This window comes from Agrobacterium vitis, assembly GCF_037039395.1.
Classification (GTDB): Bacteria; Pseudomonadota; Alphaproteobacteria; order Rhizobiales; family Rhizobiaceae; genus Allorhizobium; species Allorhizobium vitis_E.
The window spans coordinates 75,096-100,749 of sequence record NZ_CP146244.1 but is presented as its reverse complement, the minus strand read 5'-3'; the positions used below and the strand labels follow the sequence as shown (position 1 = coordinate 100,749).

The window sequence follows — 25,654 nt, the reverse complement described above, 5'->3', positions numbered from 1 at the left end:
GATTTTAGCGTCGCACTGACGGTTCGTACCTAACGGATATGTGGCGAACGTCAGCGTGTCTCAATACAAGGTAGTGCACCGCATCCGCCTGGATTCGTGCGCGCTTGTTGCAACGACAAGCACATCAACCCGTCGATTGGGCGAAAGCGCCATTTGCTCCATGGTCGACGCGACCTCCGAAGGGCTTACGCTCCGCCTCGTCCAGTGTTTGCATTGGATCACGACGCGAAGGCGTATAGTGCATAGTGCATAGTGGCCTACAGTTCGTCCTGAATCACCCGCTTTCAGAGTACCACCTGCTATCAAAGCTCGTCGCAGCGCCTGGATCGGGCTGCTTCGTGCAGCCGCCTAGCGCGATAGAGTTTGCACCAGGCGCCGTCATGTCAGAACGAAAATCTGGAGTGTGCCATCGCTTGTCGAAGCAGCGTCTAGATATTCTGGTTTGGATCACCGCGGATCCACACGTTGAGATTTCACCAAGCCCTTGATGGCCTGCTTAAACTCATCCACGGTCTGGGCCTTCACCAACTCGCGTGAATAGACGAGCATGCCATCAGAGATCGCGACTGCCGATCCTAAATTGGAGCATTCCTCCATAGGTAAAGACAGCAGTGGTGCGGCCGAGGCCCTATCGTCCAGTAGGAGCGATATGCACTGAGCCGTGATCGCCTTCCTGACCGGGTCGAATACTATCTTCACTACCGCGCTTCCTCAGAAAAAGAATCGGCAATCGGCGAAACAATTGCGCACCACCCTTTGGGGCGATTACAGTAATTTCTGGACTTTCCACCATGCCCTGCAGTTTCTGCATTGACCAAAATGCTGCGATGCAGTTATTTTGGATTCAGGATTTGGTTGCTCCAGTAACCGGGTAACGACCACAGAGACAACCATTATGACCGTAATTCTCACCGCCTGCACTCAGAGAAAGCGGGTTTCCCACAGCCCGTTGCTCTCTGCGAGAGATCTGCCCAAGGGTAAGCTTTCGGACGTGATCGAGACTTGGGCCGATCGCCTCAGTCAAGTTAAGGTTACCCGCCCAGCAAAGGATCTTTATTGCGGCCGATCCTTCTCTGAGGCAGTCAAAGGGGCCCAAAACATCCAGGCTGATCTTTATATCGTTTCGGCTGGCCTTGGCCTCGTTCCGGGCGACGTCGACGTGCCTTCTTATAACCTAACGGTCTCGAAGGGGGCCGCCGACTGCGTTATGAACAAGCTCGATGGCGAATACTCTGAAGCCGACTGGTGGGCGGCGCTAGGCGGCGGCGAAGCGCTCCTTCACGTGATCAAGCAAGCTGACCCGGTGGTCGTTGTCGGACTCCCCTCCCCTTATTTGCGCATGATCGCACCGACGCTGGCGCTTCTATCCGATGGACTCTGCAGCAAGCTGAGAATTGTCGGAGGTCGTGATGTGCCGGATCTGGATCCGCGCCTTGAACACTTCCGGCTCCCCTATGACGATCGCTTGGATGGCCCAGACAGCTCCTTGCCGGGGACAAAATCTGATTTTGCTTCCCGTGCAACTCGCCATTTCGCGGAAGAAATACTGGTGAATGCTCCGGTCGCATCAATCGACATTCACCGCGCCCTGGCTGAGGCCTCGATGTCAACATGGACACGTCCGACCACGAAGTCTGGCACTCGAATGTCCGACGCGGCGCTCAAATCTATCGTTCGTGATCATTGGTCGCGTGCCGGCGGCCGTTCCACCAAGCTCCTGCGGATATTGCGGGACGAATTGAACGTCGCTTGCGAGCAAAAGCGCTTCGCAAAGTTGGCGGCCGAGATCCGGAAAGAACAAGCCCTATGAGTATTGACGAGAACAAGCTCATAATACGTGCGGTCAAAACCCAGCAAGGGGACGGCGTCGATGTTTACGCCTTCTTTCTCCACGGTTCGGACCTCACGCGGATTGCCGATATCAGTCGGATTCATCGTGACGAGAAGGACCTGAAGGGTTTTCAACGTAAGGAAATCCGGAGCCATGTGAACGCGATCACGGAGTTTCTCGATAGCGGCCCGGTTCTTTTTCCCAATGCCATCACGCTCGCCCTTTCTTCCGACGTCACGTTTGACGTGTCTCGCGGACCGAAGCCGAAAGGGCTGACCGAGGTCGGCCAATCGGGAACGCTGAACATCCCGATCAGGATGGCCGGTGAACGTGCCGCTTGGATCGTCGATGGTCAGCAGCGCTCCTTGGCGCTCGCGAAAGCGAAGGATAGCCGCTTCCCGGTTCCGGTCGTCGGCTTCGTTTCTCAGGATGTACAGGTCCATCGCGAACAATTTATTCTGGTCAACAAGGTCAAAGCCCTCGACGTCAGGCTGATCAACGAACTCCTCCCGGAGGTGGGGTCGCTGTTACCAAAGGACCTGGCAGCCAATCGCCTCCCGAGCGAGTTGTGCAACCTTCTCAATCGACAACAAAAATCGCCCTTTTACCGTCTGATCCGTCGCGCCTCCGATACTGGTAATGAGCAAGGCGTCGTCAACGATACCGCTTTGATTGACGCGATTAAGCATAACCTGAAGACCCCACACGGCGCGCTAAACCAGTATAAACTTACGGCGGAGACCTATAATCCTGATGCCATGTACGAGGCGCTATTCCTTTATTGGTCAGGCGTCCGCGAGGTTTTTCAAGAAGCCTGGGGAAAGCAACCGACCGAAAGCCGGCTGATGCATTCTGCTGGCATCAAGGCAATGGGCGCTTTGATGGATCAGGTGATGCTACGTGCCGATAGCTCTGCGACGCCGGAGGCCGAAGTCAGGGAGGCGTTGCACCGGATCGCACCCCTTTGCGCCTGGACGGAAGGAACTTGGGAGGGGCTTGGTCTCCAGTGGAATGAGATCCAGGGCACGCCGCAGCATAATCGGCTGCTTGCCGAGCACCTGATGCAACTCGACCGCAAGCTATCGAGGCCGACACGATGAAGTTCATTTTTGCCGACAGTCTCGATCACGTCGATCCCGGTTACGACTTTCTCCGGGACCGCTATTCGGAGGGCCGCACGCCTTATTGGGATGACGCTTACCCGCACGAAATCATGGGATACGCCCCGTACAAAGGCATGCTTGTTTCCCGCGGCATCGTCGGCGGCGCCGCAGTGGGCGGAAAATATACGGAAGCACAGTCAATGCGCTTCCGCCGGGTGGGTGCGCGAGAGTTTCTCCGCCTCGACAAGCCAGCATTCGAAGATCTGCCTATCTTTGGCGATTGCGGGGCGTTTACCTATCATAAGGAAGACAAGCCTCCCTACACACCGGAGGACACGGCTGAATTTTACGATGATGCGCGGTTCACCCATGGCTGCTCGGTCGACCATATCATTTTCGACTTCGACGAGAGCCTGACCGGGTTTGAAGGCGGCACTGAAGAAGCACGCCGGCGCTTTGAGATCACGCTTGAGAATGCGGCCGCTTTTCGGACTGCCACGCAGCATATGTCAAACCGCTTCACTCCGATGGGCGTCATCCAGGGCTGGTCCCCTGGCAGCATGGCCGAGGGCGCCCGCCGTCTGGTCGCGATGGGCTACGATTATCTGGCACTCGGCGGCACCGTTCCGCTGAAGGCGGCACAGATCAAATCCTGCCTGATCGCGATCCGAGATGCCATTCCGCAAACTACCCGCCTTCATATTCTCGGTTTTGCAAAAGCTGATGAGATCCATACCTTTGGCTCTTTTAACATCACCAGCTTTGACACGACGTCGCCGTTGATCCGCGCATTCAAGGATGCGAAGGCGAACTACTTTCTTCCGACAAAGAGCGGCAAACTCGAATATTACACAGCCATTCGCGTGCCTCAGGCGCTTGAGAACCCGAAGCTGCAGCGCCTTGCAAAGCGCGGGTCGCTCAACCAGGAGCGCCTTGTTTCCATGGAGAAAACCGCGCTTGCGGCGCTGCGTTCCTACGATAAGGGCGAAGCGCAATTGGACGAGACGCTCGACAGCGTCCTGGCCTATACCACGCCTGCAGTGATGGGGACGACGATCGACGAGTTACCCGGCGCCAAAGCAGTCAAGGACCTCCGCGAGCGCTACGAGCGAACGCTTCGCGACAGGCCTTGGAAGCGTTGCAACTGCCCTATCTGTTCTGCGCTTTCGATCGAAGTCGTGATCTTTCGAGCGAGCAATCGCAACAAGCGGCGCGGCATTCACAATCTGGGCGTCTACGATGCCCTGGTCGACCAACTCCCAAGCAATAGTGGCCGAAATGACAACATTGAAATTCCAAGCGATCAGAGCCCGACAGAGCGAAGCGCACACAGTCCTTTCATTTGCAGCGCTAGCGTCTGATCTCCAGAAGTTTGCCGTTATCGAGCGGGTTGCGCGCGATGATGCAGGTGCACTGAGCGGTTTTCAGCGTCCACAGATCGCCGGTCATATTCGTGAGATCCGTGACTACCTAGAAAAACCGGAAGCAATTTTGCCCAACCCGATCGTCGTGGCTTTTACCAACAGCGTCCAGGTGTTCGACCAAAGCGCCGACGGGCGCTGCACGGTCGAAATCGATATCGCCGCCGGCGCGCCCGGCATGGTCGTCGACGGACAACAGCGCCTCACAGCGCTCGGGCAGGTTCACGAGAAAGATTTCCAGGTCTTCGTGTCCGCAATCATTTGCCGCGACGACGAAGAACTCCGTCGGCAGTTCGTGCTGATCAACAACACTCGGCCCCTGCCGAAATCGCTGATCTACGAACTGCTGCCAACCGTTACCGGCCTGCCGCGACGCCTTGGCGACCGCTCCGTTGCCGCAGAGATCGCCGCGCGCTTGAACTACGACGAAAAGTCGCTGCTTAAGGGGCAGGTGTATCAGCACACCAATCCCACCGGCATTATCAGGGATACCGCAATCCAGCGTGTGATCATCAATTCATTGAGCGACGGCGTGATGCGCGAACTCATTCGCGAGCCCGATGGCGCTGACCTCTGCTTCAAACTGATCAGTGACTTTTATGGCGCTGTTCAATACGTTTTCCGAAAAGAATGGGTCGATCATACGCCGAAGACCTCTCGGCTCGTGCATGGCGCAGGCATCATGTCGCTTGGCTATGTCATGGAACTCTTGGCGTTGCTCGACGGGGCGAGAACGTCAGATGAGTTTTCCAAGGGCCTCGCCTGCCTGATCGACAACACGGCCTGGACGTCGGGGGAATGGAACTTCGGCGAAACCGACAAGCGGAACTGGAAGTCTGTTCAGAACGTCAATCGCGACATCGTCACGCTTGCGCAGTACTTGGTTGGCATTGTTCGAGCTGACATCAAGCGCCGCCGTAGCCAGGCGACCGATTTATCCGAGACTGTTCCGCAAAAACTGGTGAGCTTATCATGACCTATTCTGTCAAGGAGTTGTTCAAGACGCTCCAGGGCGAAGGTGCTCAAGCTGGCCGCGCCGCGGTATTTTGCCGTTTTGCTGGTTGCAATCTTTGGACCGGTCGCGAGGAAGACCGGCATAAGGCGGTGTGCCAGTTCTGCGACACAGACTTCATCGGGACAGATGGCGAAGGCGGCGGTAAGTTTCGCGACGCCGGCGAGCTTGCGTCGGCGATCGCCCGGACATGGGGGAGCGTTGAGAGCAGGCGCTATGTCGTCTTCACCGGCGGCGAACCGCTTCTGCAAATCGATGATGCGCTGATTGCGGCGGTCCACGAACACGGTTTCGAGATTGCAATCGAGACGAATGGAACAATCGAACCGCCAAAGGGCATCGATTGGATCTGCGTCAGTCCGAAGGCCGGCGCGCCATTCACTCTCAAATCCGGGAGCGAACTGAAACTGGTTTATCCTCAGGCGAAATTGCTACCGGACGATCTCCCCGACGTCGCCTTCGAGCATTATTTCCTGCAGCCGATGGACGGGCCAGATCAGATCGAGAATATCGCGGCGGTGACGGCATTTTGTCTTGAAAACCCCCGCTGGCGGCTCAGCCTGCAGACACACAAAATGATCGGGATCCCATGAAAATCACACAAGCTTTTACATTCGAGGCGGCCCACAGACTTCCGAATGTGCCCAAAACGCACAAATGCCATCGCATGCATGGACATTCTTATCGGGTCGAGTTGCAACTCAAAGGCGTCGTCGATCCACAAACTGGATTTGTGATCGACTTCTTTGATGTGGAGAAGGTCTTCGGGCCGGTTCTTGAGAGCCTCGATCATCATACACTCAACGATATTGACGGCCTCGAGAACCCGACGGCGGAGAATATCGCTGTCTGGATTTGGCAGAAGGTCAAGCCGCTCATCGACGAGTTGAATTCCGTGAAGGTATTCGAAACGCCATCCTGCTGGGCGGAATTTGAAGGCAACTAAAAGGAGCCGGGCGATGTCGACGACTGCACTGGTGCTATTTTCGGGCGGCCAAGATTCAACGACTTGTCTTGCCTGGGCGCTCGACCGTTTCGAGCGCGTGGAGACCGTTGGTTTCGATTATGGTCAGCGCCATCGGATCGAGCTCGAATGCCGGGACACGTTGCGCGCTCAAATGAGTGCGCTCAATCCTGTATGGGCAGATCGCCTTGGCGATGATCACACGATATCGCTGGCCGCACTCGGTGAGATCTCGGATACGGCGCTGACCAGCGGCATGCAGATCGAAATGTCCGAATCCGGACTTCCAAACACGTTCGTGCCGGGCCGAAACTTGATATTTCTGACCTTTGCAGCCGCCCTGGCCTATCGTCGCGGCCTAAAGCATATCGTCGGGGGAATGTGCGAGACGGATTATTCCGGCTATCCCGACTGCCGTGACGATACGATCAAAGCCTTGCAGGTGGCGCTCAACATCGGAATGGAAAAGCGGTTTGTCCTCGACACACCGTTGATGTGGATCGACAAAGCCCAAACCTGGCAACTGGCCAAGGATTTGGGCGGCCGGGCGCTGGTGGATATCGTCGTGAAAGATAGCCACACCTGCTATCTCGGCGAGCGAGGCGAGTTTCATAATTGGGGTTATGGCTGTGGCACATGCCCGGCCTGTGATCTTCGGGCAAGAGGCTACGAAAAATTCGTCGCCGAAGAAGTGTGACAAGGAGAGGCGGGATGACGACGCGCAACAGGCAATGGATTGAGGGCGGGATATTTCTGGTTGGCTTTGCCGCCTGCATCCCACTCGCCAATTATATGATCGGTCATGTCGGCACGGTTTGCGTGCCAGAAGGCCCTTGCCTCATCCCTGTCGGTTTCGGCATCACGGCACCAAGCGGGGTTCTGCTGGTTGGGCTCGCGCTTGTGCTGCGTGATTTAGTCCAGCGGCGGCTTGGGTTGATTTGGGCAATCGGCGCGATCATTGCTGGTGCGTTTCTGTCGACAACATTTACGGCACCTGCCTTGGCATTTGCCTCCGCTGTCGCTTTCCTGACCTCGGAGTTTGTCGACCTATTTGTATTCACTCCTCTTCAAAGGAAGGGGCTAATAAAAGCGGCGTTCGCGAGCAGTGTTGCCGGTCTGGTTGTCGATAGCGTGATATTCCTATGGCTTGCTTTCGGATCTCTTGATTTTGTTGCAGGCCAAATGATTGGGAAGTTCATCATGGTAGTCGCCGCACTACCGGTCCTGTTGTGGATCCGGAACCGCGAGCGCAAATTGGGTCTTCTTCCGGCATGATCGCAATAGCTCAATACGAGGATCAGGCTTTCAGATCATAAATCCCGCGGAGGGGACTTTTCTCTGAAAAGAGATCCGAGTGCACCGCGAGGTGAAGCTAAAGAAGACTGTCGAGGACCGCCCTTAGAATACTGGCTGTCCCCTTCCCAGGAGCCCAGATAGGTTCACCCGTGGGAAGCGCTTCTTTGACGCAGTAAAAGGCGGCATGACTACTGGATTTCCATGCAAACACGAAAAGATCGGCCCGCTGGGCGAGGTGCCTCAATTTCGCGGTGGCAACAGTGTCGGAATTAACTTCGACGACGCAGCCCGGGAACATTCGCTCCAAAGCCGCCTTTGCTCTTATTCCTGCTGTTTCGGCCAATGTGTAAATTCCGATTGTCTTGCCGTTTAGATCGCGCAGGTCCGCCGACTGCTGCTCCGCTTCCTCGGTCCGCCGCAGCGATGTAAGCACATCTGGACCAACGCCGAAGTCTTGGGCAAGGAATTCGATGGGCAACATGTCTGACGGCCCGATACGATGCGCAAACGCCTGACTTTGACCGACAATCTTGACGAAGAACTCCACACGGGCGGCTTGAGCAGCCTTAGACGGCGCAGGCGCAATCGCCAGCGTCTCGCAAATGTCGAGGCTCCACGGCAAATGCTTGTAGGAGCGAACGCGGTCTTGGATCTCAGAAAGGTCTTGAATAGTCGAAAGATACTCGCCCTCCGCCACCCCAAGCGTCAGAAGATGTGAAAGCAATTGTGCAAGAAGGTCAAGATCGGTGCCTGACAGCCTCTCATCAACAGCGATCAAGTAGAACAGGACGGATGCTATGGGCTTCGCACCGACCTCGGGATCCGCTCCAATGGGAAAGAAGCTGCCGAACAGTTGAGGGACAGATCGACGCGCGACAGCCGCAGCCTCGCCAACAAGATTGCCAAGGAGGTCGGCGAATTGGCGCGACAATGCCTCGCTCTGGAACTCTTTTGTATCCCAAGTTGCCGCATTTTGAACCGCGAGTTCTAGACCGGCTAGATCCCTTCCGTAAGATAAGTCTTCCGCCCACTTCAGCCAACCGAGCGGACTCCCAGCCGGGGGCAAAGTCGCCGCGGTCGGAAACAACAGTTCGGTTGCAGTGATTTGGATTGTTGGAGATTGCAGGACGTTGAGCTTTTCTCGGACTGCTGGCGTCAAGCTCTCGATGAGCTGCTGATCTGCGCCGTCGATCACCGCCAAGAAGTCTTGACGTGACTCCGGAGTATCGATGAAATTCACGCAATGGATCATACGCGATATCGACTTCTTCGAAATGGGAAGTGGCCGGTACAATGCGAGCGCACGATCAAACTGACCATCATCGAAGGCCTCATCAGCAGCACCTTCGTCGACAGGCGGTGGCTGCTGAATATTGGTCTGCTCAACAGAGATCCCGAGCTTGCTATTGTCTGGTAGCAACTCAAACAGTTCTGTTAAGAGCGCTCCGTTCGGCGACGGCTGGAGTTGCTCGAAAAGCAGAAAAGACTTTACGACCCGCGGCGTGCGGATACCGCGCCGTGAGGCAAACAATCCCGGATAGCGTTTCGCTACATGAAGCTCAAATATACTGCGCGTTTGGGTCGGGTCGTTGAGCGCCTCACTCTCCTCAACGTAAGTGCGGTAAAGTGCCTCAATTAGATCGGATTGAATTTGCGGTGGAAGCGTTAAATCAGACAGGGTCCGAATGAGCCAGTGATCCCTAGCGATCTGCGGCCAGAGGCCAAGGCCAGCACTCATACGAACATCGAGGTATTTTAGATTCTCTTGATTGAGCCTTCCCGTCGCTTTAAGTTCGGCGATAAGGGCCTCTGCTTGCGCTGCGTCTCTCGCCACAAGTGCGCGCTCAAACTGTGCGCGGATCGCGCCCACCGGGCGGCGGACATTGCTTTTCAAATCCGGCCGTCGAACAAGCAGTGCCGCGAAGTTGTCGAGCCGTTGCAAAATTTCTCGATTTGACGCTGCATCGGAGCCGCTAAACCGCCAAACAATACCGCCAGATCGCTCACGCATCGCACCGGCCATGGGATCTCGGTCGATCGGCGCCATCTCGAACAAGTCAAGAAACGTCGGACCGAGCCAAGCGCGGATCTCGGAGCCGAGTTCCTTTCCGCCTTTAGCGTCCCTCGTGCTGGCATACCAGCCTACGACGGCATCGTTTCGCACAAACGGAAGAATGATAGGCGCACGGATCTCCGGTTGGTCAAGAAGTTGGAGCCACGGACGAAGATAATGGTCAATATCCGGCTCGATAGTACCGCCAACGATTGCGCTCCATGCCAATTGATTTGGAGCCGCAAAGAAACGGGCTAACCAAGGATTATCGAGAATGAGGTCCTCTCTCATTTGCCGGCCCCGACGTATGATTCGAAATTGAGCCGGGCTTCTGCGAGCGTCTTGGTATTGGTGTCGTATACGACCATTTCGTCATTAAGCTCGAGCCCCCTGAATGTAAGATTCATCGATCCGGTCAGGAGCCCGCGTTTGAGCAAGACACCCTTTGTATGAAGATGCTCCCGCTGAACTATGACGACGTTCTCAGAAAGCCCCACCTCCTGAAGACCTGAAGTAATGGCATTTATGAAGGGTGCATTATGCTGATCGAAACTGGTCGCGATGCCGAGAGGCGTTCCCCGCGCCGCCAAATCGCAAGCGACTTCGATAAGACGAATTTCACGTGTTCCCCATTCAGGATTTACGGATGAGAAGCCGCCCGCTCGGTTGTCGAAAAGCATGACATTGCTAATCCAAGGGCTGACGATCCATGCCCGCTCGCCGCTGGGTGCCAAGAGCTCTCCTAGTAACATCAATTGGAGCAATTCGCGGATTAGGTTTTGGCTCGTGACGGCGCTCTTGAAGATCCGGCGTGTCTCGAAATTCATTGTAACGCCTCTGCAATGTCCACATCAATTTCATAGGCATCGCCAACCCGACGCACCGCCTGCACCCGCGCAAATACAGACAGATAGGCGGTATGAACTGGATTGGTGGCAAGGAAATTGAGAGCGCTGGCAAGGTCTTCGCCATCCGTTATCTCGCAGACCAAAGTAATCGATCCCTGCGAAGCGAGAGCCTCCAAGCATCTGGTCTTCCAATCTGGTTCTCGAAGATGGACGGCCTGAACCGCTTCATTGATAAATGCTCGAACAAGGAGTGGCTCAGTCAGCGGGAGATCAACAAAAAGAGACTCTATCCTAAGCCCTGCCTGCCTGATTTGCGATCCACGTGGCCAAAGCAGGCCATAGACCACACCAAAACGCCATTGATCTGGATTGACAGTTGGCGCATCGATCCCAGCAAAGCTTAGCGCATTATCGATGTCGTCACGCCTTGCTAGACGGTACGCGATGACCCGAGCGTCTAGTTCAACGCCAAGACGTGCCTCTTCGGCATCCCATTGACGCATTGCACTCAGGAAAAAACGATCGCTCTGGGGACTGGAACCGGCACGCAGTACACGATTTGCGAGTGCGACCATGAAAGCGTGAAATGTCGCAAACCCTCCGGCAGCGAGCGAATGACGCAGAGATAACATTGCTCGATGGCTTTCGTCCGAGCCGTACGCGTCGCGAAAGGCCTGGGCCGCAGTGGAGATGTCGCCAGAAGGATCGCTTTCGCAAACTATGGTGACAAACTTCGCCAACTGATAGTCGCTCAATGCAAAGTCGCTATCCCTTAACTGGGATGTCATGAGGTTGAAGAACCGGCGCGGGTCTTCGACGTATTGCTTCAGCGCTTCCTCTATCTGACCGTTTCCTCCGGGAGCCAGCTCACTAATCCAGATTTCCGCTTCCTGCTCTCCACTAAGCACGTCATCTGGTTCGCGCGGACCGGGATCGATATCGACGACGAGACCCTCACCATCGATCTCCGGGCAGAGGCTTAAAATGGCATTGAAGGCCGCTGCGCCTGCCGTTGCTGCAAACCTCTGCCGTAGCCACGGCTCCCAATCCAGTCCAATCGATGCCCACAAAATGGTCGCAAGATTGAACAGTCCGGATTTGACCACCGGATCCGCTAAAAGGGCTCCTAGATCCTGCCGCAGTTTATCCTGGAGGTTACCCTGACCGTTGGCATCATCAACGATAGGCGATTGAAAAAGGATCACTAGGGTCTGTTCCAACGAAAGATCGGCGTGTCCATTTGCGAGATTGCCGGCCGCCTCGCGCAACGTAATGGACTTCGCCATCGCTTCGTTACCCAGCGCTGACAACAACAGTTGCGCGAGCCATCCGCGGGCGAAAACGTTGTCCACCGAGGCTAAATACGCTTCTCCCTTGGCCTCATCGTGGAACCGCGCTGTCCTCAAGGCCCGATAAAGTTGGCAGCTTTCAGGTCCCACACTCGACCATAATGACTCGTCGAACCGAAGGCGAATGCAAAGCGAATCGACAGAGAGATTGAACCCGAGTGCACTCGCCAGGCCGTCCCGTTCAAACCAGAACCGCTTTTTCGACGACGTCCCATCTTTGAATCGTATGTCGGCGTCGCTGCCGAGCGCCATTCGGCGCACCTCGATCGGGCTTAGGCCTTGATGGGTGTAGAAACGCACATCCGCGATAAATTTGGCCCAAGGGTTCCCGGGTGGCGCGTTGAAGACTTGGCCAACGTCTCGAGCGACGATCTGGCTCTGCCATCTTAGGCGCGCGTTCGACGTGTCCACTACTGTGCCAGGTGACTGATTTAAAGTGTAGGTACGCGGGCGGTAGACCGGGATTGATTGAGCACCGGCTGCAGTGGAAATCTGCCAGATACCAATCATGTCTGACCGAACGTTCGCATCGATCGGCATAGACTGCTCAACGTTTTGATCAAGAGGTGGGCATACCCAGTGCTTTTCGAAGGCATGGGTTATTCCGTAGCGCCGTGAGACCCGCCCAGGAGCAAATTCCCGCATCGCTTGTACGATCGGCATAAACACGGGATCGGGGACAACCCCACCGACTGCAGGTGTAATGATATCGACCTCGGGAAGATTCAATTCACCGAACAGATTTGCAGGCGCAAACTCTGGCAAGGGGGAGTTGCGAACATTATAATCTATAACGCCCTGTTTCTGCGTTCGCCATTGTGTCTCAAGACGCCGCAAAGCCGTCGGCAGAACTTCGGTTAGAAGAGGACGGGGGTGTTCCCACAGCAGTGACTGAATTTCCTGCATGTCCAGACGCAATGCTTCTGATAAGTAAGAAGAATAACGCTCAAGCTCAGACGGGCTGGTGATCAAACCATGAATGACTTCGGCAAACCGATCCTGGCGCGATCTTTGGTTGGCGTATTCAGAAGGACCGGACAAATTGGTCCAGACGCTGCCACCACGATCATAACCGGTCATCCGGGCAAGATAGTCCAGGGTCGCATAAACCGCCTGGATGCGGGTGACATAACGGTTGCCGATAGGCAGTGTGCGCATCGGCAATTCTGGGTCAAAAAGCAAATCGTAGCCCTGATAGGCAATTCGATCTCTTCCATAGTCCGACAGCACAACGACGGTCCATGGACGCATTCGGCGCGAACGACCCGCTCGGCCCTTCCGCTGCAGAAACTGAGCCACATCCCGCGGTGCTTTATGCTGAAGTACCGCGCCCACTAGCGGATCATTGTATCCGACTTCCAATGAAGCGGTCGCAACAATGACGTCGAGATTGTTTCCCACACCCGGATCCATTGACATTACACGCCCCACCCGTTTCCGATCGGAAGCTTGCAAACTGTGACCGATGTCAACGGCCGCTTCCCAATCTTGGCCGTGTACTTTTCGGTGCTCGCTCGTCATGGGAAAACGAAGCGTCGCAAGTCCGCCCGTGGGATGGGCGTTCAAATCTGGGGCGCCGTTACTGCGCCGGCCTTCCGCATCCAACATCGCATAGTACAAGCGATTAATGACATCGAGGTTGTCAGCGAAAAGAAAAGCCTTTTCGCCAAAGATACCACGACTTACCCGGCTTTCCGAGGAATCGAGCATTCGCGACAACAGCATCGCGGCTTGAATTGTTGTCGAAAGCAGCGCCGTGCGTGATACTGGGTCGCCTCGAAGAGCCAACAAGTATTCCGCCCCTTCAGCGATCATATCACCGGCTTTGGGTGCTACCTCCGCTGCGGCATGCTCCGACAACCCCGTAAGCGTTGCAAAGAATCGCGCGCCGTCCGTCAATGTCGCCGACAAACCGACGAAGCTAACTGGCCCGCGAACCATCTGCCGCCAACGTCGGAGAAGATACGCGACCTGCGCACCCGACGCACCTGCGTATGTGTGAACCTCGTCGAGAAGCATCATCTCGACCGCGTGAGCCGCCCGCTCGCCAATGCCGAAGAGATGGTGGATCCGATTGTCTCCCATCCGCTGATTAAGCATTTCGGTCGTCGTGAAGAGAATGTCGGGGCTTTCGCGCCGAAGGCGTTCTCTTGTGAGGATGATCTCGTCGCTTTCAATGGCATGATCGCATTCAGAGCAGACCAGTCTCTCGATTTTATTGGCTCTATCGTTTTCGCGCCAAATCATTTCCCCGTCGCAGTTTGGATCAGGGCATCGCAGGTATTCGCAGACCAGTCCCGTTGCATGACGCCGCCACCCACTACTGTCCTGAGCCTCAGCAGCACTATCGGGGGTTGGGCCGAACAACGTTCCGATGAGGATTTTCCTACCACCAACCGTCTGCAACGATGTGTCGAGGCGACGAGCCTGGCTGTAAACCTCGGCGAACTGGTCTTTGAGCAGTTCGTTTCGGGGATAAACTGCAAGTATCTTGACCCACTTCCTCCGCGCACCATCTCGACGTATATGCGATGCTATTCGGGCGAGCGCCGGCAAATAGAACGCCAGTGTTTTTCCGCTGCCGGTCCCTGCGCTGACCAAAGTCGCAAGCGAACGTGGACTTTCAAGGCTGGATAAAATGCGGGTTGCTGCCTCTACCTGAAAACCTGCTAGCCCGAAGTCCGAACCGTAGCTTTCAATGAGATCAGCAATTGCTTGGCGTGCATAGTGATCCGATGTCGCGTCACTGATCTCGCGCAGACTTCTCTCCGCTGAGATCGTCCGGTTGGGGTAACGGCGTCGACGCCATAGAAATCGGAAATCTGCGACGAGGGTCGGAGCGGCCTGCCAGCCCACCAAGCCGCGGTGCTGTGGAAAGAGTTGCCTCAGTCGGTAGGAGAGCCGAACAGTCTCAGCCATCCGTGAGCGGTATCGCTCGCCTGGTGTTTCACCAATGTCGAGAAGAAGAACACGCTCGCGCAGTCGCTCCACGACCTCAGAGACACGGACGAAGGTTATTCCATCAGCGTGCGCTGGATCGTCCAACATCGCATCGATGATCTCCGCAACTTCGTGCGATGCCAAAAACCCATCAACAAGGCCCCATGTCAGGAGACGGGCCTCACGCTGCTCAATCCTGTCGAGCACAGCGATCATAAATCTTTCGTTGGGATTGATCATTGTGCCGCTGCTCGAATGCTGTAGCTGTCAAGGCTTCCGTTAGCTGTCAGCCATTCTTGAACAGCCGGCGTCATCAACGACAATGGCGCTCCATTAACCGACAGTACGGCCTCCAAAAACCGCTTTACGTCCGCCGGTACGTTGAAGTTGAAAGATTTCCCGACCTTTACCAGGCTTTCCGCGAGGCTTTCAACGTGCTTCACGGCGGCCTGATCGTTTGGAAGAGTGTCGAACTTAGCCCTCAATTCCGTAAAAAGACGCTGATATTCATCGAATACAGCATCGTTCTCTTTGGTGTGAGCAAGCTTTCCGCGGATCTGTGCGGGCGTTTCGCCAGCGAATACTGCCTGCCGGTAGGCTCGCCAAGCGCTCATCAAGACGGATGCGAGTTCACCGGTGGCAGCATCAGTTTCCTCAAGTAACAGTCGCCAACCTTGACCGCGCTTTAGAGTGGAGGCCTGTCGTTCAACCAGAAACTTTTCAAGTAGGCCGGCGGCGCGTTTTCGAGCAGCAATAATGCTTTTCGGGTCCGGCACAGTGATCTTTGACGCTGTGAGCACCAACTGCTTGCCTTGTTCGACAGCCAATTTCTGAGCCCGGCTTGCCAAATCCGCTCGCAAACCCTCTAGCGCGCTAACTTCGGCAACATTAGACGCTGCCTTCTCCAGCGCCTCGAGTCGCAACCGTAAAGCAGAAGCCCTAATAGCGAGATTGGCCGTCAACGCACTTCTCCCTCTGCCTGTGAGTATATGCCTGCTACACTTTCGAGCATGGCAACAATCTCTTGGCTGACGTCCGATGGATCAGACTGACTTCGGTTCGCTTCTTCACGCGAAACGCTGATCTCAGACGCTGACAGCAACTGGGTGGTCTGATTCAGAAACATCATTGTTCGTCCAATCAAACCCAGATCGATTGCGCCGAGCGCATTAAGCAGTTTCGGAATTTGTTCACGATCAGCTTCCGTTATGACATTGATTTTCCCAACCAAATCAACAAACGCGCTTTGTTTGAATTCAAGTAGTTGTTTCTCGAACTCTTTCAGATTGATACCGTTTGACGGAGCGGTTCCAGTTTTGGCCAGCAACATCACGATTGTCTGAAGATCCGCGACAAATGTCGATTTGTCGAAATTGGCATCTACGTAGTCAGCGATTTGCCTTTTAAAATTGTCGAGCTTTTGAACGACCGGCGTCAGTTGTGGCCATAGTCGTGCTTCAGCCAAGGGGCGCAGGAAAACGCGGACATCCTCGGGCAACCCATCGAGTGCCTCGGTCCCATATGCCTCTTCGCCAAATGCATCTAAGAGCCTTACAGTGTCGATCGCAAACGGTGTGTTGCCCGTACCTTGGAAGGATGCGGAACGAGCAAGTAATTCTTCCTGCAAGGCAACCCAGGCCGGCCGTTGTCGCATCATACTGAGGGCGCTTGCGCGAAGACTGTCCCAATTCTCTTCAAAGGGCTGCGCCTCTGATTTCAAATCGGTGAAACTGAACATCCCCTCCAGAATGACATCGGGGCCGGAGGGCCTTACAGATGGTGAAAGACCAGCAATCCGCGCTTGCGTCAAAAGAGCCTTCGCAAGACTTGCACTTTGCGCTTTTGCCTCATTGAGGAGCTTGGGCATTAATTGGCCAAGAAGGTGGTCGACGATCGGTGCCACAGCCACATAGTCATCGTCCGCCTCTGAATACGTCCAACGCCTGCCATTGAGATTCGCAAAGCGGACCGCAGCAATCAAACCAGCGCGGATGGTGCCATACTCGTCGCTTTGATCTTCGCAAACGTGGAGATACGGGCCAGACCTTGGATTGCCCCAGGCATTGGGTATGTTAATCCATGCCGCTCGAAGGTCGGACGACCGCATGCGCAAACTTGGCCAGTCAATTGCGTCCTTCAGTAACTCGAACAGTGCGGTGCGAATGTCACGAGCCTCATTCTGGCCCAACAACGCTCCCTTCGACCATGCGTCGAGCTTACTGCGCAGATCTGTAATTTTTGGATGCTCGGGCTCTGGCACCTCGGGCTCTATGAGTTCTTTGACCGAGCCGGACTTTGTATCAACGACCACGGCCTTCGGGACCGTCGGCCGTTCGGGCTCTGGCGTAAACTTGATATTGGCCAGTTCGAGAGGTGGTGGGAGATTGAACGTCGTGAAAATCGCCGGATGCATATGCGCGATCTCATTCTGATCGATCGGATCGCCACCCCAAGCCACGAGGAGGGGAGCGAGGCGACGAGAAATCTGTTCCGGCTGATGTGTCTGCCGAAGCCAATTGGCAAGGACTGCATTAGGCGCCATGGCTTCGTACCCGGCTGGCGGGAAGCCGCCGGCCAGATATGTCCCGCGCATTAAGAGGGTGTTGCGCAGAATCTCGTTTATAATCCGTCGTGGATTAAAAAGGAGATTACCGCCGACCGTCAGATGACGAACAGTGAGTTGCTCTATCGCTCTTCGGTTGAAGGGAAAGAGGGCATCCCCTTTTTCATTATAGCCGAAGGCCGCAACCGCCTCACTTTCGCTTTCGGATATATCTTCGTCACGCCAAGACGGAAGCCAGTCATGCAACTCCTGACTATCGCCTTTAAGATTGAAACGCCGTTCCAATTCGGCTTCACCCCATCGTGCCGCGTTGAGATAGGCTCCAACCATCTCAACGACGCTCGCCTTTATTTCGCTGTCGCTCTGGGTGCGCCCGCCCACGACCCACTCTCTCTGGGCTCGCGTCAAAATAGTATCGCGGAAGGACAGATAGCCGTCAGTTAGCGCAAGTGCAGTTCGCATTGTTGCGCGGACTTTTTTTCCGTCCCGCTCGCCTTCTTGGATGCAGACCTTGAGGAGAACCTCTTGGATGCCGGCAAGAGCGGCAAAATCCTCTACAAGCAGAACCAGATCTTTGTTGTCTGCCAACAGAATCTCTCGGACTGCTAGGATGATATCCTGCAGAGTGATCCCCCCGGTGCTCTGTTGGAGTTGGAATAGGTTTCCAATGGCTGGGTCGACCGCATCGTTGAGCAAATCTACGACTGCGCCAAGTTTTTCGACTTCCACGCCTGCGATATTGCGAACGTAATAATCATGGACTGGCCGCGACGCTTGATTGATCGCTACGGTTTCAGGGAGAACGAGGTCCGCGACCGAAAACTGAGGGAGCGCATCCTCGTCGCTTTGGTCCTCCGTCCGCCCGCCCAGCGCGCGTGAAACCACGCGTGATAGGACCTTCTCAGAAAAATGCTGCTCTAGCGCGCCATCACTAAATAACTGCGGCAATTTATCCGCGTGCGCTATTAGCGCTTTAAGATGCGCACGCTCTGGATTCTCACGGACCTCAGTGACCATCCGCGCACGGCTCGCAGTAAGTGCGTTTTGCAGGTGAGCACGGAAGGTTACAACTGCCTCCGCAAGGTTCACTTCACTAACTGCGCGTGTCATGTCCTCGCGTGCTTTTGCATAACGCGGATCGCCTTTAAGCGGCTCCAAGATGAGCTCCACGACTGTACGTAAGCTCGCACTCTTCGGGATTCGAATTATGTGGAGCTGATCGCGTTTGGCGGATCGCTGCAACTGGGCATCAAGCCAACGTATGATGTGGGACTTGCCAACACCAGACGGCCCTGTGATAGGCATCAGCAATGCGCCTGTCGGCACATTGTCGGTAAGGAACGCCTCCAGCAAGTCTTGCTCTGATCCGGAGGTTTTGTTTCCTGAGACCGCACCACGTTGAATGAGCGGTGCAGGCTGATGCACCGCTAGCAAAACAGAGACGTCTGCGGTTTCAGCTTCGTTTTTTATGCAAGCGTTGACTGCAGCTGCATCAGGCCAATAGCGTTCCAGCATCACTTGCCCCCTTTTTCAGGGAGACGTCGAATGTGGGTAACGTCTCGCCACTGGCGACCACCATATCCCGTCAAGGTGAAGCCGCCGTCGATGCTATCGCTTTTCTGTTCTGTTGCGATAAGACCTTCGCGATCGAGACGCTGTATGGCGCGAGACAGGGATGTGGATAACCGATTTTCTGCCGGGGCCGCCCAACTCGCTGGATTGAGAACGCCCTCCATTTCCACGCGGTATTTCCCACCATCAAGTACAGGGAGGATCTCGCCCACGCGATCAAGAAAAACTGATGCCGACAAGGTTGTGTCTTGTTTGAAGATTTGCGGCAATTCATCTCGGATTGCGACAGTTGGATCCACCGTCACTCGGGTCCCCGTTCGGCCGAATCCGAGATAGACCATCCACGTCCGGAGGCCGTTCCAACGCGTATCATTTTGAAAGATGCGCTTTGATAAATCCGCAATCTGCTCATTCTCCAGCTTCTGTATTAGCTGATGAGACCCGGTGTCGATCGAGTAGACGTCTTGGGCCAGTATCCACGAAAGACCTCGATTGAGGTCGGCGCTTCTATTGCCCTCAGATTCCCAAAAGCGAAGATTGTTTTCTGGTCTCAACGCCACGGATCGAATGATTCCTGGCAGTTTCAGTTCTGCCAGGTCTGGAATTTTGCCAAGAGTTTTTCTGTGGGCTTCATTCAGCCGAACCTGATCCGCTTCAAGTTCGAATAATCCGAGCTCCATCCAGCGGTTTAGCGTCTGATTCAATTGCTTCGGATCGATTGAAGAAACATTTGCACCACAAGACCCTAGGAGTTCATCTCGCGATTTAGGACCGAAGCGAACCAGTGCCCTTACGAGGACAATCAAGACGTTGAAGAGCCCGTCACTGGGCATGTTTAAAATACTCATGCGCGAGCACCCAGCATGAACTGGTCGAATGTAATTGTGTTCCTGTCGGTTTCGACAAGACGCCTTTCAGGATGGAACGGATCCTTCGTTGTCGCCGGCAAAAGGAGGAAATGTAGCGGTCGGTCAAGTAGAAGCATAGGTTCCACCGCCATCCCCTCTTCTAAGATGGTCGCTCTCGCCAACTTGAAACCTGACATGCGCTGGCGTTCCTCGTCCATCGACTGCAATAACAAAATTCCATTGTCTGACCGGGTGTGCAGTCTATTCAAAGCCGGCGTTTCCATGCGGAATCGGTCAGACACACTGATTTCGCGGATCCCAAATGTTGCAACGAGTGCTCCGAGTACTTTGATGATCTGACTTGGATCAAAGGGTGTGGACAACGGCAAGAGAATGGGGGCGTGAACACTCAGGTGCGGAAATCGTCCTTCAAAAGCGGAAGTGTCGGGCTTAGTGGATAGATCGATACCTGGAGCGACCGGCTCAGCATACGACAAGTCGGCGCTCCCCGCCGCTCGATGTGCTGGGCATCCTCCACATGCGCGCGATACGATCATCGCGCGGCGGGGCGCGTGGCTGCGATATAGATCATCAAGCAGGCTAGAGACCTCCGTCGAACCTTGGAGGAGACTGCCCAAGAGTTCGTTGCCCGCGTCTGCTGCTCGCGTCGATCTGCCCCGCTCTTCGGCTATGCGGGCGTCAAAGAATTCCCTACTACGATGGGCGAACTCGTTTGTGCTCACGATGATTTGCCGGAAATATTGTGCCCAATGTTCTTCATTTCGCAGATCGAAGGCCGCGTCCAACTCGCCTTCATCTCGGGCCAAAGCCTCCGGAGGACGAGATCCTAGATCGATCATATTCGCTCGCGCCATCATGATCAAAGTGCGCATATTCCAAGCTGCGTTGTAGTCAGTTTGTTGGTGTAGACGCGGAGGAACGACATCGAGACTAAGTTCGAGCAGGCTTCCCGTCGGATTGAGTGGCTTTGCCGTCTCAAGCATGGCTGACCATCGCTCAAAACCCAATTCTTCGCTGATCAGGGAGGGCGCGCTCAATCGTTCTGCTATCTCGCGATCGACTTCTGAATAAATCAACAGCGACGTTGATGTCTTTCCGTCGCGCCCGCCGCGTCCGACTTCCTGGTAAAAGCGATCGAGTGTTTCGGGGACCGTCGCGTGAATAATGGTGCGAACGTCTTGCTTGTCGATGCCAACACCAAAAGCGGACGTCGCCACAATACCGTCCAGCTTGTTACCAGCCCACATATCGATGATCTGCCGTCGCTCGCCGTCACGCGTCTCTCCATGAAAGGATTCGGTGCGAAGAAAGCCGTTTGCTCTCAGCCGCTTCAACCATGCGCGGGCATCATCACGCTTCGTGACGTAAAGAATGAATGGCCTGGGAGCATGACGAACAGCGTCGAGGATCTTGGCTACCTTTGCTTGCTCGTCCAACTCGCGGTGGATCCAATATTGTGGCTCTGGCCGGAGATAGATTGACGCAATCATTTGCGTTGTACGCGCAGGTCCAAACAATGCGTCGATCGTGCCGACAGTCTCCGGGGTCAAGGTCGCCGACATCAAGATGGTTCGAAAGCGCTCACCGCCACAGGCTTCGAGTAAGCCGCGACGTACCCCGGAAAGCATCTGAAATGCAGGCCGAAATCCATCGCCCCACTGGCTGACAAGATGAGCCTCGTCAATAATCAGATACGCAAGGAACCCGGCCCTTGCTGCATCGTATAGGGCAGGAAGCAACGCCCCGGTTACCGCCTCAGGAGAACAATAGAGCACTCCTTGCCGCCCCTGCCTGATCGCACTCTTGAGTTCTGTTCTCTCCTCATCAGTAAGCCCAGCATGCCACGCGAGTTCGGGCACGTCGGTGCGTGGATGACGATCTTTGATCAATTTCCTGGTCTGTCGTGCTTGATCCAGCGCTAACGCTGTCGTCGGAACGACACATAACGTAAGTCCCGACTCCAGTCCGCGAACAAGCACTGGCGCCTGAGCCACGAAGCTTTTACCGGATCCGGTCGGCAGCGAAACAATTAGCGTTTCGCCCGGAGCCATAAGAAATGCGCTTCGTACGGCCTCACGTTGTCCCGGCGAGGTGTAGCTAGTAAAATTGCTGGCATGCTCGAGAAATGGATCTATCGGCCGCCGCCAATCGAGGCGTACTTCTCGTTCTGCAAACGAGTCCTCGAAAATAGGTACATCGGTATCGCTTAGCCATGACGGAGCGTACGGATGGGCCTCGATCAAAAATTGATCGACTCCCACTCTCTGGGCGCGAACACCGAATTTTGCCCATTGATCGCGAGAAGGCCACATGGATACAGCCGGGACCCTCAAACGCGCTGTCATCTGCGCTTGAAGAGTATGACGCCTCAAAACGTGGCGAAGCAGGCTAATGAAATCGTTCGTCAATTTATCCTGTGCTCGACAAGCTGTCAGGATCTGGAGGATGCGATCGAAGAGCCCATCTTGGGCACCAGTAGGCAAATCGGCGTTAGGCCATTCGTCCAGCACTGCATATAGAACGTCAAAGTCGAGCTTGGCGTTCATGCTGGTTTATCCAATATTGACGCTGCTGAAGCGAGGCCGCTTAAGAAACAAGCGCGTACCGCATCCACATGAATGCGAGGAGCGACGATGCCTTCCAACAAGGCGCCAGACAGGGCCTGCTCCAACGCGAGATCGGCAATCTCATCTGGTCTACCGTTTCGTTGTGCCCTGGCTGCCAACTGTCCAATTCGACCGATGTCAGTTTCGGAAGCATGGTTAAACGCACTCGCCAATTTTTGAACGAAGGATGGTGATGTCCTCAGTAGTTCTTCACTCCGTCGCCGCGCCTCGATACATAAACCCGCCCAGTTTCCAAGCTCGGGGATGTCAAGACGGTCCAGTTGGTGCCATCGTCTGGGGTTCAGGTTGAAATCACGTCCCCCATCTCCCGACGGCTCAGGGCGATAGTCGACTTCAAGGTTTCGCAGGATAGAGGCGTCTTCGACGAGGTTGAGGTCGCGGTCAAGCCAGACCGTATAGAAAAACGGCGGGAGCGCCATGTCTCCGCGTCGCAAGACGGCCGCTTGCGACGACCGGGTTATCCGGGACGCCGCTAAGAGAACCTCAGTGGCGCCCGAAATATCGGCCTCGACGATATAATCAAACCGAAAGAACAGATTACTTTGGCCATCGCTCTTGTGTCCCGGCAGGTAGCGCCACAACGCAGTAGAGCGGCCCCGGTCATCGGCCTGTGTAATCGACCACATCCCATTGATGAAGGGGTCGCCATATCTAAGGATTCGCGTTTCCATCGATTGCCCAGCCCGGCTGAGCGCTGTTCTTCTCCGGAACGTGAGTGGGACGGTTCTTATTTTCCTCGCCAGTGCGGCAGCTTGTGATCGATCAACCGCCGACTGGCATCGGGCGTAGAATGTCTCCAGGGGTACCAACGTGGCGCGGCCCGATGATGCGTATTGATAGCGGAATGGTGGCGACCCCTTTGCGTCGCGGCTTCCCCCAACATGCTCGACTGTTCGATGAAACTGGAGCGTAGTCTCTATCCAGTTTCTAGCCTCCGCTTCCAGGACCTCCCAATCCTCATCGACGTCCGATAACTGGTCCAGCAATTCCGAAGGCGTGGCACCAAGTGCGTCCAGTGCATCCTGTTGGTTCAGACTATGCATTTCTTTTGCGATAAGCCCGTCTTTACCGCCACTCACCTCCGTCAATTCAAGCAAGGCGTCCAATCCACCATCGAACAGCGAGTGAGCCAACGCACTGTTCATGTCCTCGATAAAATACTGGAGGCTTGCAACGGAGCGATTGAAAATCTCCAATCCCCTGTCCAAGAACCCCAGCCACGCACCTTCAAGCGCATTATCGAGACAATTAAGAACAACTGATCGAATTGCATCTCCTGAACCGTATCTATCGACACGACCCAACCTTTGCTCTACGCGATTTGGATTAAATGGAAGATCATAATGAACCACGATCTTGCGTCCACCTTGAAGGTTGAGTCCCTCCTCAGCGCGCTGATCACACACCAAAATCGCGGGTTCAGAATTGTCGTTGAACGCCTGCCACCCTCGGTCCTCCGGGTGATGGCGATAGACCAGGGCTTTCAAACGATCCTCCAGGCTTTTAGCAAGCTTATCAGCCGTCCTTTCATCTGAGCAAAAGACAACCACCTGCTGCTTGGGGACAAGCATAGGCTGAATACCCGTTATCAGCGCATCAAGCCTCGCCTCAAAATGCGCGTCACTGTTCAGTTGCTCGGCAATGCGATCGAATTTTTCCATATTGCCGACCAGTTCCGGTCGACGAGCGAGCGATCCGACAACGCCGTTGCCGTTCGCAGCGTACTGAGACGAACGGTCGAGTAACTTGGCAAACGCCGATGACCGAGTGAGTCGCATTTTGCCGGTTGGATCGCCTGCAGAGGCCACCGACTCCTCAAACCGCCAGTCTTCGGTGGTGTTAGACAGTCGACCACTTTCTTCCGATCGATATTCAATAACGTGGGCGCCTGCTCGATGAGGAGTCAAGCCACCGACGCTGCTGCGCCGATGCCGGAGGACGCGGCGATGAAGCCGATAGACTTCACTCAGATGTGCCCTCAGCACATTGATCGCCGAGATCAACCTCGGATCGTCCTCGGTTGGCATTTCATTCGTTACTAATAACAATTCCCGCGCGTACGTATGAAGCAGTTCATCATCGGGGAAGAACTCTTCAAGTTCGGCAAGGCGTTCGTCTAGGAACAATGCGTTGTCGGGTGTAAGCCCAGCCACAATCTCGGCGAGTGCCTGCCTGTTTACAACCCTCTGCCGAAACCCCGGTACGTCATCGAGCGAATAGGTGTCGGGGTCGAGCAGATGAAGCATTTCGAGAAAGCCACGTTCATTGTGGAGGGCGGGCGTCGCGGATAAGAGAATAAACCGTTCGATAGCCGGAGCTGCTTTCGCAACTGCAGGGTACAAGCTGTTAGCGCCACGTCCCCGGTCCTCGGTTAGGTGATGGGCTTCGTCAATAACGAGCATCGCGAGAGATGGGAGCAGAGCCACGATTTGGTCGACGTTGGAGTAAGAAACAACGTGTAGCGATTGATCGAGACAATGACCGAGAAAAAATTTGGATGTCAGTTCGATGCGCCATTGCTGAACAAGTGCATCCGGAACGATCACGAGAATTTGGACATCGGGCGCGTCAAGATGACATTGGCGGATCAACATTCCCGCTTCGATGGTCTTGCCCAACCCGACCTCGTCCGCAAGGAGGTAGCGTTGCACCGGGTCTTGTAGCACGCGGCGAACCACCTCGATCTGGTGGGCCTCCAATTCGATGGCGGAAGAAGCAACGGCCGACATGCCGATAGTGGCCCCTCGTTGGCTCACAAGCGAACGTACAAAACCGCTACGCCCGGCCGAGAACCGGGGCGTCTCGTTAATCCTCGCTGCCAGGAAGGCCGTGGGGTCAGAAATCGGCTTTGCCCATCTGACGAATGCTTCCAAAGGTCTTAAGCGCCTGTCTATCCCATTGGGAAACTTGACGTAGAGGAATTCACCTTGGTCATCGAGAACGCGGCCAATTTCCCAGGCTGCCGTCGCCTTGCTAAAATAGTAAATGCGCGTCTGCTCAGGTAGCGCAACTGGTGCTACAAGCTCAACGTCCATCGAATGGACATGAGTTTCACTGTTGGGCGAGTCAAAATACTCGACGAGCGCAGTCTGCCCTCTTCGGTCAATTAACTTTCCGATCCCTAACTCGGCAAACTCTCCCTCGATTGCCCTTACAAACACATCTGCCCCGTTTGCGCCCCAAATCCTCTGTCAGCGACAGCTGAT

The 25,654-nt window shown here is 55.2% G+C and carries 17 protein-coding genes; 8 read left to right on the top strand and 9 right to left on the bottom strand.

All coding sequences use genetic code 11. From position 1 onward, the window contains the following. Nucleotides 1–447: 447 nt before the first annotated feature. Nucleotides 448–699 carry a hypothetical protein gene (locus V6582_RS21935; protein WP_156633521.1) on the bottom strand — a complete coding sequence of 84 codons (252 nt, stop codon included), beginning with the start codon at nucleotides 697–699 and terminating at the stop codon, nucleotides 448–450. 196 nt (nucleotides 700–895) lie between these two features. Here V6582_RS21935 and V6582_RS21930 point away from each other — a divergent pair, with 196 nt between their 5' ends. From V6582_RS21930 to V6582_RS21895, 8 genes are read left to right on the top strand one after another with little or no spacing between them, the layout of a single operon-like run. After that, nucleotides 896–1,810: a hypothetical protein gene (locus V6582_RS21930; protein ID WP_156633522.1), complete on the top strand. Its 915-nt coding sequence runs from the start codon at nucleotides 896–898 to the stop codon at nucleotides 1,808–1,810. Further along, complete coding sequence (dbpB, locus tag V6582_RS21925; protein WP_156633523.1) at nucleotides 1,807–2,931, top strand: DGQHR domain-containing protein DpdB; 1,125 nt, start codon at nucleotides 1,807–1,809, stop codon at nucleotides 2,929–2,931. The genes V6582_RS21930 and dbpB (V6582_RS21925) overlap by 4 nt, the downstream gene beginning before the upstream one ends. Continuing rightward, on the top strand, nucleotides 2,928–4,295 hold the full coding sequence (gene dpdA, locus V6582_RS21920; RefSeq protein WP_156633524.1) for a tRNA-guanine transglycosylase DpdA: 1,368 nt from the start codon (nucleotides 2,928–2,930) through the stop codon (nucleotides 4,293–4,295). The genes dbpB (V6582_RS21925) and dpdA overlap by 4 nt, the downstream gene beginning before the upstream one ends. After that, nucleotides 4,213–5,331: a DGQHR domain-containing protein DpdB gene (gene dbpB, locus V6582_RS21915; protein WP_060640151.1), complete on the top strand. Its 1,119-nt coding sequence runs from the start codon at nucleotides 4,213–4,215 to the stop codon at nucleotides 5,329–5,331. The genes dpdA and dbpB (V6582_RS21915) overlap by 83 nt, the downstream gene beginning before the upstream one ends. Then, the gene (queE, locus tag V6582_RS21910) at nucleotides 5,328–5,960 is read left to right on the top strand and encodes a 7-carboxy-7-deazaguanine synthase (protein ID WP_156633525.1); all 633 of its coding nucleotides are present in this window, start codon (nucleotides 5,328–5,330) and stop codon (nucleotides 5,958–5,960) included. The genes dbpB (V6582_RS21915) and queE overlap by 4 nt, the downstream gene beginning before the upstream one ends. Then, nucleotides 5,957–6,313, top strand: coding sequence for a 6-carboxytetrahydropterin synthase QueD (gene queD / locus V6582_RS21905; RefSeq protein WP_156633526.1), 357 nt, complete (start codon nucleotides 5,957–5,959; stop codon nucleotides 6,311–6,313). Before queE ends, queD begins: the two co-directional genes overlap by 4 nt. A gap of 13 nt (nucleotides 6,314–6,326) precedes the next feature. After that, a complete protein-coding gene (gene queC / locus V6582_RS21900; RefSeq protein WP_156633527.1) occupies nucleotides 6,327–7,028 on the top strand; it encodes a 7-cyano-7-deazaguanine synthase QueC in 702 nt (233 codons plus the stop codon). 14 nt (nucleotides 7,029–7,042) lie between these two features. Further along, nucleotides 7,043–7,606 (top strand): VUT family protein, encoded by a 564-nt coding sequence (locus V6582_RS21895; protein WP_156633528.1) that lies wholly within the window; start codon nucleotides 7,043–7,045, stop codon nucleotides 7,604–7,606. Between the two features lie 97 nt (nucleotides 7,607–7,703). On the opposite strand, the gene dpdD is transcribed toward V6582_RS21895, so the two are convergent. Genes dpdD through dpdE form a run of 8 tightly spaced genes read right to left on the bottom strand, consistent with a single transcriptional unit; the run spans nucleotide 7,704 to nucleotide 25,609 of the window. Then, nucleotides 7,704–9,971 (bottom strand): protein DpdD, encoded by a 2,268-nt coding sequence (gene dpdD, locus V6582_RS21890; RefSeq protein ID WP_156633529.1) that lies wholly within the window; start codon nucleotides 9,969–9,971, stop codon nucleotides 7,704–7,706. Beyond that, nucleotides 9,968–10,507 (bottom strand): phospholipase D-like domain-containing protein DpdK, encoded by a 540-nt coding sequence (dpdK, locus tag V6582_RS21885; RefSeq protein WP_156633530.1) that lies wholly within the window; start codon nucleotides 10,505–10,507, stop codon nucleotides 9,968–9,970. The genes dpdD and dpdK overlap by 4 nt, the downstream gene beginning before the upstream one ends. After that, nucleotides 10,504–15,057, bottom strand: coding sequence for a protein DpdJ (gene dpdJ / locus V6582_RS21880; protein WP_156633531.1), 4,554 nt, complete (start codon nucleotides 15,055–15,057; stop codon nucleotides 10,504–10,506). The genes dpdK and dpdJ overlap by 4 nt, the downstream gene beginning before the upstream one ends. Beyond that, nucleotides 15,054–15,779, bottom strand: a complete 726-nt coding sequence (locus V6582_RS21875; RefSeq protein WP_156633532.1) for a hypothetical protein — start codon at nucleotides 15,777–15,779, stop codon at nucleotides 15,054–15,056. Before V6582_RS21875 ends, dpdJ begins: the two co-directional genes overlap by 4 nt. Further along, on the bottom strand, nucleotides 15,776–18,895 hold the full coding sequence (gene dpdH, locus V6582_RS21870; RefSeq protein ID WP_156633533.1) for a protein DpdH: 3,120 nt from the start codon (nucleotides 18,893–18,895) through the stop codon (nucleotides 15,776–15,778). Before dpdH ends, V6582_RS21875 begins: the two co-directional genes overlap by 4 nt. Next, nucleotides 18,895–19,800, bottom strand: coding sequence for a protein DpdG (gene dpdG / locus V6582_RS21865; RefSeq protein ID WP_156633534.1), 906 nt, complete (start codon nucleotides 19,798–19,800; stop codon nucleotides 18,895–18,897). The genes dpdH and dpdG overlap by 1 nt, the downstream gene beginning before the upstream one ends. Then, nucleotides 19,797–22,367: a protein DpdF gene (gene dpdF / locus V6582_RS21860; protein ID WP_156633535.1), complete on the bottom strand. Its 2,571-nt coding sequence runs from the start codon at nucleotides 22,365–22,367 to the stop codon at nucleotides 19,797–19,799. Before dpdF ends, dpdG begins: the two co-directional genes overlap by 4 nt. After that, on the bottom strand, nucleotides 22,364–25,609 hold the full coding sequence (dpdE, locus tag V6582_RS21855) for a protein DpdE (RefSeq protein WP_156633536.1): 3,246 nt from the start codon (nucleotides 25,607–25,609) through the stop codon (nucleotides 22,364–22,366). Before dpdE ends, dpdF begins: the two co-directional genes overlap by 4 nt. Nucleotides 25,610–25,654: the final 45 nt, after the last annotated feature.